Annotated in this window: 1 protein-coding gene; it reads left to right on the top strand. The window is 72.5% G+C overall.

Translation table 11 applies throughout. The features are described 5' to 3' along the window. Nucleotides 1-42 precede the first annotated feature (42 nt). Entirely contained in the window at nt 43-19,077 is a 19,035-nt protein-coding gene (locus tag ACIQPQ_RS15930; protein ID WP_401304095.1) for a hypothetical protein, read from the top strand. Nucleotides 19,078-19,321 lie beyond the last annotated feature (244 nt).

The raw sequence follows: 19,321 nt of genomic DNA, 5'->3' as shown, positions 1-19,321 counted from the left end.
GGAGAGGGCACGACCGACAGCTGAGGACGAGCGGAGCTTCACATGCAGGAGATCGTCTTTCCTGAGGACGTCAGGAAGATGCTCTGGATCATCATCGGCGAGATGCCGTTGCAGGCCAGGGAGAACCTTGCTTACTACAGCAAGGATCTGTATCTGAACTTCGGCCGTGGTGTCCGCTCCCTCCGCGACGAGATCCAGACCTCCATCGTCGACGCCGCCACCTCCCTGCCCGACGACGTCGGCGACGCCTACGTCCGGGGCCTGTCGCTGCTGGTGGACGACGGCGGCGTCAACCACCTCGACGGCATGATCGACCAGCTCGAGGAGATCGCCCAGGGCCAGGTCAACCACTCGATCAAGATCCAGGCGGCGAAGTGGGAGATCATCGCCGAGATCGTCATGCTCCTCATCGAGCTGGCCCTCCTGGCCGCGCTGGCCGCGATCACGGGCGGTACGTCGATCTCCCAGATGGCGCTGGCCAGGGCCCGCAGCAGGCTGGCCGTCTTCATGATCGTCCAACGGCTGGTGCAGCTGGCGCCGTTCACCGCGGTGCTCACCGAGGCGTTCGAGGAGGCCCTTCAGAGCCTCGCCGTGCAGCTCGCCCAGATCGCGCTGAACCCGGGCGGCCGCAAGCCCAAGGGCATCGACTGGCGTGACGTCGGCAAGTCGGCCGCCGCCGGTGCGCTGAACGGCCTGTTCGAGATGTTCTTCCGCGGCGGCGGCAAGGTGGTGAAGAACTGGTTCAAGAACCTCGACAGCTTCGACAAGTTCGCCAGGACGAACCCCAATTGGGCCAAGGGCCTCAACGGCGGCGCCGTACTGACCGGGGAGTTCGTCTCCAGCGCGGTCAGCGAATCGATGGCCGAGTACCTCGTCCAGGGCGCCTTCGAGGGTGAGTGGGACTTCAAGTGGGAGACGTTCGTCGGGGCCGGGACCAGCTCGGTGATCACCGTGATCGCCGGTGGCGCGCTGGTCCTGGGCGGCCTCAAGGTGAACAAGTTCCTCACCACCACCGAGTTCGACGGCATCAACGACAGCACCTCGCCGCCCGGTGACACGGGCAACGGCGGCGGGAGGACCGTCCCCCCGCCGACCACGTCCGCGGACCCGGTGTCCGCGCCGTCGCCGCTGCCGACGGTCACCTCCGGCATCCCGCCGCACATCCCCGCCCCGCCGGTCACCGCTCCGGTGCCTCCGCCGGTCACCTCGACGGGGAACGTCCCGGTCACGCCGCCGCCGCTCCCTCCGTCCCTCCCGGTGCCGACGCCCTCGGGCATCACGGACGGCGTCCACGACGGCGGCTCCGACGTGTCGTCCCTGGACGACGTGTCGCTGTTCGACGACGACTCGCTGTTCGACTCGGACACCGCGTCGCTCTCCTCCGACACCACGTACGCGTCCACGTCCTCCTCCACGCCCCCGGGCGCCGACCCGGCGGCGCTGTCCGGCTCCACCGCCGCGAAGGGCTTGGGCGGCTCCGGCTCCCGTACCGGCCTCGACAACGTCACCGACCGGATTGCCGACCACACCTTCGACGACACCGCCGACGACACCTTCGACAACAGCGCGGCGGACCTCGACGGAACAGACGGCGGCCCGAACACGACGACCTCCCCGGCGGCCGTCTCGGCCCCGGAGACCCACACTCCCCGCACGGGGGCGGGAACCGGTACGGGCACCGGAACGGGTACGGGTGGTGCCGCCAACTCGGCGTCCGGTGGGCCGCGTTCGGTGTCCGGCGACACCGGACGCACCGAGGTCCGGACCACCGACACCTCGGGCGACCTGTTCGGTGAGGACAGCGACGAGAGCGCCCCGCGGTCCTCCACCGGCCACCCGACCGACACGGACACGGATGCGACGCTGCCGCACGGCAGCGGCACGGGCACCGGCAGCGGCAGCGGAACCAGCAGTGGCAGCGGTATCGGCTCCGGGAGTGGCCCCGCGTCCGGGGCGGAGGGCTCCGACGGGCGTCGTGTCCTCGGCCCCGAGCAGGAACAGGACGGTATCCAGGAGGAGTTCGGGGACGAGACGGCCGAGGTGCCGCCCGTCACGACCGCGCACCCCGTCCCCGCCGCGCCCGCCTCGTCGACGGGGGGCTCCGCCTTCGAGGCCGCGCGGGCCGCCGCGTCCCCGGTGACCCGTACCCACACCTGGGTCGATCCGGTCTCCACCCCCGCCGATCCCGCACGGCCGGGCGGGACGACGCAGTACGTCGTCCACTCGAAGTTCGACGCGCGCCGGTTCGTCTTCGACGGCGAGTCGGTCGTCGACCTCACCGTCCAGGTGGCGGCGCCGGACGGGATGCCCGCCCCTGTCTGGGACAAGGTACGTGCGGGAGTGGAGGCGCACTTCAACGCGGCCGGCCATCGTCTCCCCGACGGTGATCTCCTGCACGTGACCGTCGAGTTGGTGTCCGGGGACAGCCACCCGCACGCGCTCGACGTCAGCTTGGTCGGACGTGACCAGCAGATGACCCGCAACGCCTGGTGGGCGGATGCCGAACCCGTCGACTACGCGCACGAGATCGCCCACCAGCTCGGCCTCAGGGACGAGTCACGGGGCGGCGACCCGGCCGCGGCCGCCCGGCCCGACATCCCCGGCAGCCTGATGGGCGACTTCACCCGGCCCGCTCCCGACGGGCTCGCGCAAGGGGGCCTGCGCGGTCGCCACCTGGCGCTGCTCGGCGCGCTGGTCGGCGACCTCACGACGCCGTCGCCGGAGTCCCGGTCGGCCGTACCCGCCCCGCAGCGTCCGGTGCCGACGACCAGCGGGCCCTGGGGAGCCGAACCGCGCGCACCCCGGGCCCCGCAGCCGACGAGCACGGTCACCGAGGGCACCGGGACCACCGTGGCGGACACCGGGGACACCCCGGCCCTGGCCCCGGCGGTGCCCCTGACCACCGTGTCCGGACCGGAATCCACCGGGACAGCGGAAGGCGGTGACGCGGTACAGCCCACTCGCGAGGCCACTCCGGTACCCACCTCAGTGACCACCCCCGGACCCGTGTCCAAGCCCGTGTCCCAGCCCAAGTCCGAGACCGAGTCCGAGACCGAGTCCACGGTGTCCCGGACCGCCGACACCGGCGTGGTGCACGGCGCGCCGTCGGGCCGGTTCACCCCCGACGTGATGGCGGCGTTCTACCGGGCGTACGCGGATCACTTCTTCTCCGCCGAGCGCACGGCGTCGGACTTCGACAGCGTGTACTACGACTTCGTCGACGGTCAGAACGCCGTCACCCGCGAACTGGCAGTTCACGCGCGCACGGTGCGCGGCATGGAGAGGTTCCATGCCGAGCTGCTGGGTGTCGAGGAAGAGCGTGCGGCGATGCCGACGCCGATCGACCGTCAGCCGGGTGACCCGATGCGCCTGTACCGGAAGATGTCGACGGCGGAGGCGCAGCAGATTCTGGTGGCGTCGCCCTCCGCGGGGCTGAACGCGGCGATGGCCTACAACCAGAGTGCGGAGTACCGGAAGTTCTTCACCACGTCGTTGTCGCACACGAGTGTGTTCAGCAACGCGAACGCCGCCTCGGACGAGGAGGTGGTGGTCGAGTTCACTCTTGCCTGGGACCCGTACTGGGACTTCGTCGGCAGGTTCGGGACCCCGAACCAGCAGGCGGGCGCGTACCAGGTCCGTGACTCGGCCCTCGTCCACCAGGAACGGCTGCGCACGGGCGCCGCCGCCAACTTCCGTACCGCGCAGGACGTCGAGGCGGTCCACACCGGGCACACCCATCACAACATCGGCATCGGGCACGGCAACGCCCGCGACTTCGGCCGGTTGGTGACCACGACGCGTCAGGTCGGTGCGCAGGAGGTCGAACAGGCCGCCCGGACGGCCGCCGACACCGCGCGTGCGGACGGACGGCGCACGGCCCACGCGCTGATCCAGCGGAAGCTCGACCAACTCGCCGGTGTGCAGGGCGAGCCGTTCGGCCTCGACGTGATCGACGGCACTGAGATCGGCGTGCCGTCCGAGGTCGAGGTGGTGGTTCCGGGGGTGGTGGAGCCTGCGGATGCGGAGGGGTTGCTGGCGGGGTTGTCGGGGTTGTCTGTGGCTGAGTTGTTGGTTGCGGTGGGGTTGTTGCCGGTGGGGGTGCGGCGGTGGTTGGCGGGTCGTGCGGGGTTTGTGGGGGGTGTGCGGTCGCGGTTGTCGGTGGGGGAGTTCGCGGAGTTCGGTGCGCGGTTGTTGGTGGTGGTGCCGGGTGGGTCGGTGCGTCCGGTGTCTGCGCGGTGGGAGGCGGGGGCGCAGGTGGCGCGGATGTTCCGGGACGGGGAGGTGGTGTCGCGGTTGCTGGGTTCGGGTGCGGTGGTGGTGGTGTTGCCGCAGGACGTGGCGTTGGGTTCGGTGGGTTCGTTCGTGGGGTTGGGTGGTGTGGGGGGTCGTGGGCTGGATGAGTTGAGGGGGGCGCAGAGCGGGTTGGTGGCGGTGATCGCGGAGGAGAACCTGCTGGGTGAGCGGACATCGGTGGGTGGGGTGCCGTCGCAGGCGGAGGGGTATTCGTCGGCGACGCATGAGGTCGCGCACCTGATCCACACGGTCGGACTGACCGACATGGAGCGGGAGTTGATCCGCCAGGTCTACGACGCCAAGAGGGCCGCCGGTCACGACATCGCCTGGCCGGACGGTGTACGACGCGACCTCTGGGGCCAGGACGCCGACAACTACTCGTCCACGGACGTGTTCGAGTTCTTCGCGCAGTTGAGCAACGCGTATGTCGGTACGAACCATGGTGTCGACGCGGTGACGGGTCGGGCGCGGAACAACGGTGCGGCGTGGGTGCGGGAGAACGAGCCGGAACTGGTGCCGTTGCTGGAGCGGTTGTACGGGGTTGATCCGGAGGCGGTCCATTCGGCGCCTGCGAATCCGGTTGCGGCGACGGCGGCGGACAATGCGACGTACGAGGCGTTCCTGGACTTCATGACCGGGATCGGTGAGGCCGGGCCGGCGGTGCACGCGTCGGTCGTCGCTGATGATCCGGGACGCCGGTCCGGCTCCGACGGCTCTGACGGGTCTGACGGGTTCGATGAGTCCGGCGGGGCGGCCCCCCAGTCCGCGGATGCCGTCGTGCATGGTGCGCCCCCGGCCCGGCACGTCACGGCCGCGGTGATGGGGAACTTCTACCGGGCGTACGCCAGGTTCTTCGAGACGGACGACGCCGCGGCCGACTTCACCAGCGGCTACTACGTCTTCGCCTACGAGCAGGGCGTGTTGCTGCCGGACCTGGCGCTCAAGCAGCGCATGATGCAGCAGATGGCCGGATTCCACGACGAGTTGGTGAGAATCCGCGCCGGTCAGGCGGCGTCCGCCCGGCCCATCACGCGCCGCACCGGTGACCCGATGCGGCTGTACCGGAAGATGTCGGTCCTGGAAGCGCAGGAGTTCGAGGGACGGACCGCCGCCGCCGGGTTGAGAGCGGCCATGGCCTACAACCAGAGCGGCCAGTACCGGAAGTTCTTCACCACCTCGCTGTCGCACACGAGCGTGTTCAGCAACGCCAACGCCGCCTCCGACGACGAAGTGGTGGTCGAGTTCACCCTGCCGTGGCGGGACTACTGGAGGTTCGTCACCACCTACGGAGAGCCCAACCAGGCGTCCGGCGCCTACCAGATCGCCACCTCCGCCCTCGTCCACCAGGAACGCCTGCGCACCGGAGCGGCGGCCAACTTCCATACCCAGGCCGATGTCGACGAGGTCATCGACGGGCACACCCATCACAACATCGGCATCGGCCACGGCAACTCCCGTGAATTCGGGCGGATGCTGGGAGAGATACGCCTGGTCGACCCGGACGAGGTGACCCAGGCCGTCCTGGACGCGGAGGCGTCCGCCGCCGACGCACGCGTCCCGTGGATCAACGCGGAGATCGACCGGCGGGTCGAGCGGATGCGGCAGCGCGAACAAGCCGCCCTGCACGGAGCACCGTCCGGCGCCACCCCAGCCAGCACCACCCCGGACACCACCACCCCGGACACCGCTGCCGCACCCTCCGACGCCACCCCGGACACCGCCCCCGCACCGATCCGCCCGGACCAGTGGCGTGACCGGCGTGCCCAGGCCCCCGCCTCACCGCTGTACACGGAGTGGTTCGATCCGGCGGCGGACCCGCTGAGCGCGCGCCGTGCCCCGGGCACCCTGCACGGCCGCACCACCCTGATCCGTATGCACGTACGGCGTATCCAGGCCGACGACGGGCGCTGGGTGCGCAACCTCAGCCTCCACCTCCCCGTCCGCTTCGGGAAGGGCTTCACCGCCGAGGACCTGCCCGCGTTCCAGGAACGGCTGCGCGGCCTCCTCGACACCCATCTCAACCACGGCCTGAACCTGCCCCGGTCCGGCGACCAGCTCCACGTCGACCTGCTGCTGACACCCGCGCCCGAGCACGCCGAAGCGATCGAGCTGAGCCGCGACGCCGACCCCGGCCGCTCCGACCAGCTGCACCTCCGGCTCGGCGCCGACCCGGCGCGCGACGACGCCGTGGTCCTCCACGAGATCGCGCACTACACCGGTATGAGGGACCGCGGCCGGGACGGCGACTCCCTGTTCCGCCGCCTGCTCCGCACCGTCGGCACCGGCGTGATGGCCGACACCACCCGCCTGCCCGGCGAGGGCGCGTTCACCTCGGACGACCTGCGCACCGTGGAGAACGTGCTCGACGCCGGTCCCGCCGTGCCCGACCACGCGCACGCGCCGACCTCACCCGCGCCGCGAGACACCATGCCCGCCGGGGAGCCCCAGCCCACCGAGGACCCCCTGCCCCCCGACACCCACGACGGGCGCTGGGACGTCAGCCAGGCACCCCGTGACTGGTCCACGCCCCTGTCCTCCTACGTCAGCGACTACGGCTCCCAGTACGACGGGCACGTCGGTCTCGTCCACGTCGAGCCGCTGCCCGCGTCCGTCGTCGACGGCGTGCACCGGCAGATCCTCGACGCGCTCGGCATCACCGGCACCGTCCCCGACCACCACCCGGTGCTGCTCCACCTCCGCGCCACCCTCACGGCCGACGAACTCGCCCGCCAACTGCCCTACCTGCGCAGCAGCACCGGCGCACGCTTCACCGTCCGGCACGACGGCCGCGACCGCACCGTCGACATCCGGCTCGCCCTGCGCGAGCCGACCCGCTCCGAACGGTACGGCGCGCACAGCACCGAGGACCCCGAGAAGCGCGTCGAGCGGCGGGCCCAGGGCGGCCAGGAGTCCTCGCACACGGCAGCCTCCGGGACGGTCCGCACCATCCCGGTGAACTGGTCGGGCCGCTACCCCGTCACCGCGGCCGGACCGGTCTCGGCGGTCGACGGCGCGCTCGCGCTCACCCTGACCCACAACGAGTACGCGTCGGTCACCACCGTCACCCACGTCGTGCAGACCATGACCGCCCAGCGCAGCAACGAACTCTCCCGGCCGATCGAGTTCGGCACCGTCTGGCAGGTCCGGGTGGACGCACCCGCCCAGCCCCCGGCGGGCGGATGGAGCGACGCGCGGACCCACGGCCCGGTCACCGTCTGGTTCCCCGAACACCTCGCCGTCGACAACGCCGAACAGCTCCCCGCCCCCGCCGACCTCGACGACCTCCCGGTCTGGGGCGTCGACTCGGTGCGCGAGCCCGCCCGGCTGCTCGCCGAGGTGCGCCGCGGCTTCGCCACCGACCTCGCCGACCTGTCGGACACCTCCGCCCAGGAACTGGAGACGTTCCTGTCGGAGCCGGTGCTGCGCGGCACCCTGCCCCTCCAGCGGGGCCGCGGACTGTACTCGCCGCTCCTGCTGGACAGCGACGGCCGGGTCATCGGCATGCTGAAGGTGACCACCGAGGTGACACCGGGCGCCCCGACGCACCGCTCCCTCGACGGGAAGATCAACCTGGAGGCGCACGTCGCCCACACGGTCAAGATCGACAGCTCGGCCAAGTTCACCAGCGGCGCCGCCCTCGACGGCAGCGTCGGCCCCTCGTTCACCGGCGACCGGGCCCAGGGGCACCCCGACGCCGCGACGAAGGCCGCGGGGAGCTTCGCCGTCAAGGGCGGGGTGAAGGGGCAGACCAGCGCCACCCTGTCGGCAAGCGGTTCCGCCACGATGGCGCACGCCGTGCGCAGCAACCGCGGCCACCTGCTCACCCCGGCACGTGTCACCCACCACGTCACCCTGATCCGGGCCCGCGGCGGCAGCACCGCCCGCACCTTCGGGCCGTGGGACGACGGGATGCGGCTGCGCGTCCTCGCCGCGGAACAGGCCGAGGGCACCGAACACCGGCCGGGGCAGGGCGACCGCCAACTCCCGGAGGAACTGGAGAACCTGCGGACCCTCGGCGCCTCCACCGCGCCCCTCGCCGTCGACGGCACCGAGCAGATGTTCGAGCGAGCGGAGGCGTGGCTGCGCGCCGAGGGCTTCCTCCCGCCCCTCGAAGCGCACTTCGGGCTCTTCGACGAGGCGCGGGCCCAGGCACAGCTCGCGAACCTGCGGCGCTTCGAACAGGCCCGCTCCGAGATCGGCCTGCGCGCCGCCGCCGACGCCATGGTGGACGGCGGCCACCCGGAGTGGTTCGACCTGCCCGACCGGACCGGCGCCGTCCGCCGCGTCCAGCTGCGGCTGTCCGCGTTCCGCGACACCGCGCCCGGCCCCGCCACCGACGCGCGACACCGCCGGACCCTCCCGGACATCCAGGTGATGGGCATCTCGTCGTTCGCCGCGGGCGGCGGCGAGTCCAGCGGATACGCCTACGGAGCGCAGGGCGGCTTCGGCGGCGGACCCAGCGGCCCGCTCGGTTCCACCACCCCGTGGACCCTCGGCGGCACCGGCGACTACCTGTACGCGGGGCAGACCGCTCACACCGCCACGGCCGGCTCCGCCGTCAACCAGGACCAGTTCTTCATCGGCAGCGGCCAGTCCACCGAGATCTTCGACGTGCCCGCCCGCTTCGCCCTCGACCTCTACGAAGGCCAGGGCACCGATCCCGCGGTGCGGTTCGCCGACCCGGCCTCGCATCCCGACGCGCACCCCACCCGTCCCGCGGACGTCGAGCGGCCCGCCCCGCCCGAGACGCCGCCCCCGGCGACCGTCTCCGGACACCTCACCCTCGCCGTCCCCCGCAACCGCACGGTCCCCGCCGGAACCCCCCGGCGGGCACCCGCCACCCACCGCGTCCGGCCCGTCGACGCCACCGACCGCCGGCGCCTCGCGCTGACGGACCCGGACGGCACCCCCGTGGACGGCGTGGTGCGGCTCCCCGACGACGCCGTCATGGACGTCCTCCCCGGGACCGCCGCCCTGCTCGACGCGTTCGAACAGATCGTCACCCACACCTATCCGGGCCGCCCCGAGAAGGGCCTGCTGGAGACCGTCCAGGAGGCCGCCGCCGCGAAGGCGCCCGCCGTCGCCAAAGCCGTCGGAAAGGCCGTCGGGAAGGCCGCCGAGACCCTCACCGGCTCCGACGCCACCGACCAGGGCACCCCGTTCATGGAAGCCCTGCGCAGCGCCCTCGGCCCCGCCAACCGGCTGGGCCGCGCCCACCAGATCTTCAAGGGCGGCTACGTCATCGAGGGACTGACCCTGCCCGGCCTCGGCGCCGACCACGAGTTCAGCGTGGAACTCCAGGGCTACCTGCACGACGCCGAGCACCTGCACAGCGGCAAGCAGTACCTGGAGACCGACGTCGGCGCCACCGACACCACCCAGCAGCAGGTCACCAGCGGTGGCGGCCACCAGGTCGCCGTCACCGCCACCTCGCTGCAACGGCCGCGCAAGACCCCCGAGGGCGCGAAGAAGCCGGAGCCCACGGGCGCCTTCAACCCGTCAGGACGGCACGCCTACAGCAGCCGTACGGACCGGACCCACACCCAGGCCTCCAGCACCGGCGTGACCCGCACCCCGACCGAGAGCGGCACCCTGCACCGTGTCGGCAGCCGCGCCACCGTCCTCATCACCGTCCGGCACGGCCGCCGCAACCTGGTCGGCAACACGCTCGGCCTCACCGGCGCGGCACCCGTCACCCTCGCCGTCGACCTCCCGCCCGGCACCCAGTTCCTCCTGAGCGACGCCCAACTGGCCCGCGACGCGGCATGGTTCACCGGAGTCGACGGTCTGACCGTGCCGACCCCGCCCGAGGCGACCCTGCCCCTCCCGGACCGCTTCGCCCGCACCCGCGCACCCGGCCTGGCCGGCATCCTGTCGGCCAAGCAGTACGCCGACGACGGGACCGAGCGCCGCGACCGGCTGCGCGCCGAACTGACCGCCCTCGTCGAACGCGAGGCACCCGGCTCCACCGTCCCCGGCCACCCCTCGTTCCTGCCCGGCGTCCTCGCGCGGATCGCCGACATGACCTCCCCGACCGCGCTGCGCGCCCTGCCCGGCCGCGGCCCCCACGGAGCGCGGAGCTTCCACTTCCGGCACGTCACCAAGGGCGGCGCCCGACTCGTCGAGGTCACCCTGGCCGCCCGGCCCGTCCAGGACACGGCCGGGCTGCGTACCGTCCGCGGCCGTCCCGCGGGCGGCGGCAGCGGCTTCGAACAGGTGCACGTGCACGCGCCCGCGAACACCTCCAGCGCCGTCACCCACAACCGACGGCACGTCACCACCGGCACCCCGACGGCCCGCTACCCGCGCCCCACCGACGACACCCGCACCGACCGCACCGGCCCGGCCTTCAGCAACACCGTCCAACGCGCCGACACCAGCAGGACCGCCACCTCGGGCGAGGACCGCTTCTGGATGCGCACGGACAACGCGGCGGACTTCGACGTCGACTACGCGTACACCGCGTCGGTCCGCTCCGAACTCGTCACCGACTGGCCCCTCGACGTGCCCGGCGGCATCATCGAGGCCGGTGTGCTGGCCTGGTACGACGAGGACATCACCTTCCTCACCTGGCTGGAACGGATGCTGCGCGGCCGCCCCGCCGCCACGGCGACGGTGCCCGTCCGCGTCACCCTCCGCTTCACCGGCAGCGAGGCGACCGACCCCGCGGCACCCGTGACCCCCGTCCCGGCCGCCGTCTCCGCCGTCCACCCCCTGAGGACCCCCCGCACCGGCACCGGCGGGCCGCACCTCGCCGACGGGCAGCGGCTCGTGCCGACCGGCCCCACACCGGTGTTCCACTACCACGCGTACGCCGAACTCGCGCAGGCGCTGACCACCGTCGCCCCCCGGCTCGCCGCCACCTGGGGAGCGACGAAGCTCTCCGAGTCCGCGGAGGCCGCCGCCGTCCGCATCGGCGAACTCGTCCAGGCGGGCGAGATCAGCCTCGACCCCCCGCGCGCCGCCGGACTCACCCAGACCCTGCCCGGCGCCTACCCCGACGTCTTCGAGTCCGACGACCCGCCCGGCCTGCGGATCGAACTGTTCAACCCCCGACGCGTCACCGACGCCGGGGACGTCGCCCTCGACCGGCTCCGGCTGCCGACGATCACCGCGAACACCGCGCAGACGGCCGGATCGGCGTCCGCCACGGTCCTCCAGACCGCGTACGCCGCCGACGACCGCGACCTCCTCGGCGCCGGACTGCCCCTCCTCGCCCAGCAGCCCGTCAGCCGCGGCCAGGGCTCCGGCATCACGGCGACCCGCCGCGAGTGGTTCAAGGGCGGCGGCACCGCACTGCCCGAGAACGGCCGCGGCACCCGCACCTACGAGACCCTCGTCGACACCGTCATCACCGTCAACGGCCCCGAGGGCACCCTCTACGTCACCGGAAGCGCCGAGATGCGCCTCGGCGAACGGGACGTGCTCGGCTACGGCATCACCGACGCCCGCACCGACCCGCAGGTCTACGACCTGCGCTCCCTGCTGGCCGCCCTCCCGCAGGCCGATCTCCGCGACTGGACCACCCACCCCCTCGGCGACCTCCCGCGCGCCCTCGCGGACGGCCTCGACCCCGGCGACCCCGCCGCCCAGCTCTGGCTCGCCATCGGCCCCGACCCGGACGGGTTCCTGCTCGCCCGCGCCCTGTACGCCGCCTCCCGCACCGCCGCCCTCGCCGGCCGGCCTGTGGAACTGGTGCTGCGCACCGACGAAGGGCTGCGCCACTGGCGGTTCACGCCGACCGGCGACCTGGACAGCACGGACGCCGACACCCTCGACGCCTGGACCGGCCTGTCCGCCCAGATCACCGCCCACGCCGACGCCCTCCGCGCCCAGGACGAGGCACGGGACCGGGAGGCCGCGCTGCGCGGCCCCCAGGCGCGCGGCGCCACCGCGCTCGCCACCGCCGAGGACGACCTCACCACCGCCGAGACCGCACAGCGCACCGCCACCGACGCGGTCACCCGCACGGGGGCCGAGGTCACGACGGCCGAGACGCGGCGGGACACCGTGACCGCGGAACGCGACCGCTGGCGGGAGGAGACCCGGCGGCTCACCGCACTGCTGCTGGAGATCCCTCACCGGATCAGTGAGGCGACCACCGAGGCCACCGCCGCGGCCGGTGTCGTACGCGCGACCCAACTCGTGCTGACGCACATCGCCCGGCAGAAGGCGGGCACCGTCCCCGAGAACCGGATCCGCGAGGCACGGGACCGAGCGGCCCGCGCGGAGGCCCGCCGCGACGCCGCGCGCGACCGGCTCGACGCCCTGCGCGCCGAGCAGAAACGCCTCCAGGGCGAGGCCGACACCGCCCGGACCACGGCCGAGAAGGCCGCCGGTCGCCTTCCCGCGCTGGAGAAGGCCCTGTCCGACGCCGAGACCGCGGCGGCCGAGGCGGCGACCCTGCTCACCAAGGCCGACGGCCGTCTCGACCAGGCCCGCACGGACCGCGACGCGCGGCGCACCGACCTGCGCGCACTCAACCGCTCCGTCGTGGAGGCGCTGAAGGAGCAGTCCGAGCAGGCGGCCGCGCAGTCCGCGGCGCACGGACGGCTGCCCGGCCTCGCCCAGGACGTGGACGCCCTCCGGCGAGGCACCGACGAGGGCCTGGTCAGTGTCCCGCTGTCGTCCCTGGCCGCCACACCGGCCGCCAGGCCGGGACCGAGGAACACCCTGCGCCCGTCGCCCGCGGTCCCGCAGCACCAGCCACAGCCCGCCCCGGTCACCTCGGACGGGACCACCCAGAAGGCGCAGGTGTCCGGCACGAGCGAGACCGTGACGGCGAAACCCGCGCTGACCGAGTCCACGTCCACCAAGCCTGTGTCGACCTCGACCAAGCCTGTGTCCACCGAGCCCGCGTCGACCGAGCCTGTGTCGACCTCGACCGAGCCCGCGTCGACCGAGCCCGCGCCGCAGGTCCCGAAGGTGACGCCGCCGAAGGGAAAGGCCAAGGCGAGCGGCAGCACATCCGGCTCGGAGGGGCAGACCAAGAAGGCCGACCCGCCGACCACCCCCGCGCCCCCGACCGGCGGCCCGGCCCGCGGGCGGCTCCTGCGGACCGTCGCCAACGGTGAGTGCCTTCTCTACGCCGTGATCGGAAGCGCTCCCCGGCTGGTCAGGGACGCGCTGCCCGGCCTCGCCACCACCCACCCCGACCTCTACCGGTGGCTCTCCGCCACGGACGGCGTCCGCGGGGCGCTGGCCCACCGGGCGAAGGTGTTCTCCCACACGGGCACGATGCCCCCGCACCCGAACGCGGAGGCCGCCGCTGCCGCCCTGCGCGCACTCGTCGCGGGCTATCTGGACCAGGCGGTCGCCGACGAGACGCTTCCCTACGAGGTCATCGGCCAGCTGCGGCAGTCCACCGTCAGGGAGTTCGCGCAGCACCTCCACGACCCGGGCACGACCCGGACCGATCTGCTGAACCTGGCGCGGTGGCACGGCGTCGGCACACCGGAGGCCCTTGCCGGTCTGACGGACGACGACCTGCGGACGCGGGTGCTCGCCACGTACCCGACGAGCACCGCGAGGCCGACCTCCGAGGAACTGGCCCCCCTGCTGGCCGCCGTCGAGAACTGGAGCACCCACTGGTCGACACCGTACGGCGAGACGTTCCTGGCCCTCACGGCCCACGCCCTCGGTGTCACCTTCGACGTCGCCCGGTCCTTCACCGACGCGCCGGACCTGGTGGTCTCCCAGCACGGGCCCCACGCCCCCGGCACCCCGCGTGTCGAGGTCTACTACAGCCCCACCAGCAGCCACTACAGCGCCTCCGACGCCGACAAGGACCCCTCCGGAGGCTCCGGAGCCGGTGTGGTGCACGGCGCGCCGTCCGGCCGGTTCACCCCCGAGGTGATGGCGGCCTTCTACCAGGCATACGCGGACTTCCTGTTCGGGTCGGGTGCGGCCGCCTCGGACTTCGACAGCGTCTTCTACGCGTTCGTGGACGAACAGGAGGTGGTGACACCGAGGTTGGCGACCGACGAGCGGTTGCGCCCGCAGATGGTGCGCTTCCACGACGAGTTGCTGGGGCTGCGCGCGGAGCGGGCGGCGAGGGCGACCCGGATCGCTCACGAGCCCGACGAACCGATGGCGCTGTACCGGAAGATGTCGGCGGCGGAGGCGCAGCAGTTCCTGTCGGCACGGGATGTGAAGTCGGGCTTCCGGTCGGCGATGGCCTACAACCAGAGTGCGGAGTACCGGAAGTTCTTCACCACGTCGTTGTCGCACACGAATGTGTTCAGCAACGCCAACGCCGCCTCGGACGAGGAGGTCGTGGTCGAGTTCACCGTGCCGTGGCGGGACTACTGGGGATTCGTCGACACGTACGGTGTGCCGAACCAGACGGCGGGTGCCTATCAGATCCGGGACTCGGCGCTGGTGCACCAGGAGCGGCTGCGGATGGGGGCGGGGGCGAACTTCCGGGCCCAGGAGGACGTCACCGAGGTCATCGACGAGGAGACCCATCACAACATCGGCATCGGCCACGGCAACGCCCCGGCGTTCGCCCGGCTGGTGACCGGACTGCGCGTGGTGTCCACCGCCGAGGTGAGGGCTGCCGCGCGAGCGGCGGCACGGGACGCCCGGCAGGAACTCCGCTACCTGGCATCGGAGTTGATCACCCGCAAGCTCGAGGCGGCACGCAACCGCTCCCATGGGGAGCCCTTCGGCCCCGAAGCGCTCGATGAAGCTGAGATCGGCGTGCCGTCCGAGGTCGAGGTGGTGGTTCCGGGGGTGGTGGAGCCTGCGGATGCGGAGGGGTTGCTGGCGGGGTTGTCGGGTTTGCCGGTGGCTGAGTTGTTGGTTGCGGTGGGGTTGTTGCCGGTGGGGGTGCGGCGGTGGTTGGCGGGGCGTGCGGGGTTTGTGGGGGGTGTGCGGTCGCGGTTGTCGGTGGGGGAGTTCGCGGAGTTCGGTGCGCGGTTGTTGGTGGTGGTGCCGGGTGGGTCGGTGCGTCCGGTGTCTGCGCGGTGGGAGGTGGGGGCGCAGGTGGCGCGGATGTTCCGGGACGGTGAGGTGGTGTCGCGGTTGCTGGGTTCGGGTGCGGTGGTGGTGGTGTTGCCGCAGGACGTGGCGTTGGGTTCGGTGGGTTCGTTCGTGGGGTTGGGTGGTGTGGGGGGTCGTGGGCTGGATGAGTTGAGGGGTGCGCAGAGTGGGTTGGTGGCGGTGATCGCGGAGGAGAACCTTCTGGGTGAGCGCACGTCGGTCGGTGCGGTGCCGTCGCAGGCGGAGGGGTATTCGTCGGCGACGCATGAGGTCGCGCACCTGATCCACACGGTCGGACTGACCGACACGGAAAGGGAATTGGTCGATCGGGTCTACAAGGCGAAGCGGGATGCCGGTGCGGATGAGGAGTGGCCCGACGGTGTGCGCCGGGATGTGTCGGGCCGCGAGGCGGACAACTACTCGTCGACGGATGTGTTCGAGTTCTTCGCGCAGTTGAGCAACGCGTATGTGGGCACGAATCATGGTGTCGACGCGGTGACGGGTCGGGCGCGGAACAACGGTGCGGCGTGGGTGCGGGAGAACGAGCCTGAACTGGTGCCGCTGCTGGAGCGGTTGTACGGGGTTGATCCGGCGGCGGTCCACTCGGCGGGGGCGAATCCGGTTGCGGCGACGGCGGCGGACAATGCGACGTACGAGGCGTTCCTGGACTTCATGACCGGGATCGGTGAGGCCGGTCCGGCGGTGCACGCGTCGGTCGTCGCTGATGATCCGGGACGCCGGTCCGGGGCCGACGGCTCCGACGGGTCTGACGGCTCCGACGGGTTGGACGAGTCCGGCGGGGCGTCCCCCCAGTCCGCGGACGCCGTCGTGCATGGTGCGCCCCCGGCGCGGCAGGTGACGGCCGCGGTGATGGAGGACTTCTACCGCGCCTATGCCAGGTTCTTCGAGACGGACGACGCCGCGGCCGACTTCACCAGCGGCTACTACGTCTTCGCCTACGACCAGGACGTGGTGGTGTCCAAGCTGGCGTTGCACCACTCGATGACGGGGCGAATGGCCGCGTTCCACGACGAGTTGGTGCGCATTCGCGCCCTGCAGGCCGCGTCCGCGAAGCCCATCCTCAGGGACCCGGGTGATCCGATGCAGCTCTACCGGAAGATGTCGGTCCTGGAGGCGGAGCAGTTCCAGGGGAGAAACCCCGCCGCAGGCCTGAGGGCGGCGATGGCCTACAACCAGAGTGCGGAGTACCGGAAGTTCTTCACCACGTCGTTGTCGCACACGAGTGTGTTCAGCAACGCCAACGCCGCCTCCGACGACGAAGTGGTGGTCGAGTTCACCCTGCCGTGGCGGGACTACTGGAGGTTCGTCACCACCTACGGAGAGCCCAACCAGGCCGCCGGCGCCTACCAGATCCCCACCTCCGCCCTCGTCCACCAGGAACGTCTCCGTACCGGAGCGGCGGCCAACTTCCGCTCCGCGTCGGACGTGCAGGACGTGATCGACGGGCAGACCCATCACAACATCGGCATCGGCCACGGCAACGCCCGCGACTTCGGCAAACTGCTGACCGGCATCCGCCTGGTCGGTCCCGACGAGGTGAACCAGGCCGCCTGGGACGCCGAGGACGCCGCCGGGCGCGCCCGGGTACCGCTGATCGACGCGGCCATCGAGGCACGTGTCGCACCCCTGCGGCGACGCGAACAAGCGGCCCTGCACGCCGCACCGCCCGGAACCACCGCGCCCTCGCCCGCCGCGACCACCGACGCCGGTGCCGTCGGCACGCTGATCATGCCGAAGGCGCTGGACCGGCGGGAGTTGGCGAAGCAGGCGATCAGCCGCCCCCTTCCGGGGACCCGACACCGCCAGCCGCTGACCGTGCACGCCACGCAGCACGCCACGGAGTCCGGCCAGGGGGACCGGCACATGGTTCCGGACGCACAGGACGTGGAGCTGCTGCACGCCCTGCGCACCCCGGGCGACCCCCGCCACCGCGCGGGCTGGGAGGACCTGACCCCCAGCCAGACATGGGCGCTGCTCGCCGCCGAACAGCGCGGCGAACTGTTCCACGCGCGGGACCGGGAGGCGTTCCTCCAGCGCGTCACCCACTTCAACTCCACGTTCCGCACCAGGTATCCGGTGGACGACGCGGAACGCATGGCGGGCATCCTCCAGGACGCCCACGATCACGTACGGCGGCTGCCGATCGCCTCGAACATCGACCTCGCGAGCCGTCCCCCCGGTACGGCCCCGCGCCCCGACGGCACCGTCCCCACCCGGGCCGAAGCCCTCACCTCCGACACCGGCTTCCGCAACTTCTGGGAGAGCGGCACCACCGGAGGGACGGCCAGCCGCGCCGGTCGCGGCTGGGTCGAGGAACTCCAGGGCTACGCCGCCGCCCTGCGCCGCGTCGACGGCACCCCGCAGGACGGTCCCGGCAGCGGCGCGTTCGATCCGCCGAGCCCGGAGGAACTCCCCAAGTACGCGGCCCTGGTGTCCCCGGCGCAGAACGGCGGCACCTACTCCTACGGCAGCGCCGTCGTCCACTGGAAGGAGCCGGTGCGCGGCAGGGTCACCCACACCCCGGGCGACAGCGCCGACACGGCGGAGCGGGGCGTGCTCTCGTACACCGACAACGCCCACGTCTACCCCCTCCTCGCATACGGCGAGGAGCGGCGGGTGAGGCTGGCGCTCGCCGAGGCGACCCGCTTCCGCTACGACCCCGAGATGCGCCGAGACGTGGCGGAACTCGGCTACGCGGCGGTGGGACGGTACTTCGAGTCCCAGATCCACGGCGACCTGTCCTGGACCGACGTCGACCGGATCGTCCTCAACTGGGGCGACCTGTTCGGGTCCGCCCAGCGGTTCACCACCCGCGCGGAAGCCGAGAGCATGGCCGCCTTCCTGCGTACCGTCGCGACCGACCGGAACCTCGGCTTCGCGGTCGAACTGGGCAGGGAGATCGGCAGTCCGGGCGGCGCCGAACGCGCGGCGGACCAGCGGATCACCCGGCTGTACGACCCGGAGGACGGCGTCGGCGACGAGGAGCGCGAGCTGAGCGCCGTACTGGACCGCCTCGCGTCCCCCGCCCCGTTCCGCGCCCGCGCCGACGACCAGGCGCTGGTCGCACTGGCCAGGTCGGCGGGCATCGTCGCGCAGGACCAGGACCAGGACCAGGCCCTGTCGCTGCTGTGGCAGGCCGCCCAGCGTGCCCGCGCTCTGCTGCCCCCCGGCACGGAACTGACCCGGGAGCACCTCGCCGCGCGGACCGACCGCACTCCCGACGCCGTCGCGTCCGACGCCGCCGCATCCGGGCCGGTCCCGCAGGAGCCCACGGTCCACCAGGGAGCCGACGACCCGGCGCGGCCGTCCGCAGAGGGACTGCCCTTCGCGGAGGCCCTGGTGTCGGCACTGGGGGAGACCGCGACCCCGCTGCGCACCGACCGTGGCCGCACCGTCCCGGTGGCCGACCTGGCGGGGCTGGGCGTCACCCTGACCGGCGGCCAGACCGCCCAAGCGGTCCTGCTGGGAGGCGCGTTGACGATCGACGACCTCGGCCTGACCCAGGAACAGCACCTGCGCTGGCTGCTGAGTCAGACGTCGGCGCTGGATGACCGCGCCGATGACGGCACGTCAGGCGCGCTGGTGTCGAACGAGGTTGGTGAGGCGACGGGTGCGGAGGGGGCGTGGGCTCGCGAAGTCGCCGTGGCCGCGGCCGTCCTCGGCGTACGGATCGTCGTCGTCACCCCGGACGGACGCGCGCACACCTTCGGCAGCGATCGGCACGGCACGGTACGCCTGCTTCTCGACGGCACGCGCTACGTCGTTGCGGAGGAGCACTGATGACACCTTGTCCAGGAGGCCGCGTATGATCCGGATCAGGCAGGCTCCTCGTGCGACAGGCAAGTGCCGCGCAACCGCGTCTCGTTGGCTCGTACGGTCGGGCGGGGGCCGGTCCGCCCGTCGACCGGAGGAGTCACCGGGCGGAAGTCCGGCCCCGCGCACGGGACCGCCGCCGCGGAATTCCCTTGAGCCGCCTCGCCGGGCGCTTCCGAGCCGTTCACGGAACCGAGCGCAGTACCACGCA

Origin of the sequence: Streptomyces sp. NPDC091281 (assembly GCF_044757425.1) — a bacterium.
Lineage (GTDB): Bacteria > Actinomycetota > Actinomycetes > Streptomycetales > Streptomycetaceae > Streptomyces.
This window is presented reverse-complemented; position numbering and strand designations above follow the sequence as displayed.

Excerpts from the sequence above, each read along its gene's own strand:
- ACIQPQ_RS15930 (WP_401304095.1), top strand. The coding sequence starts at position 43 with ATGCAGGAGATCGTCTTTCCTGAGGACGTCAGGAAGATGCTCTGGATC.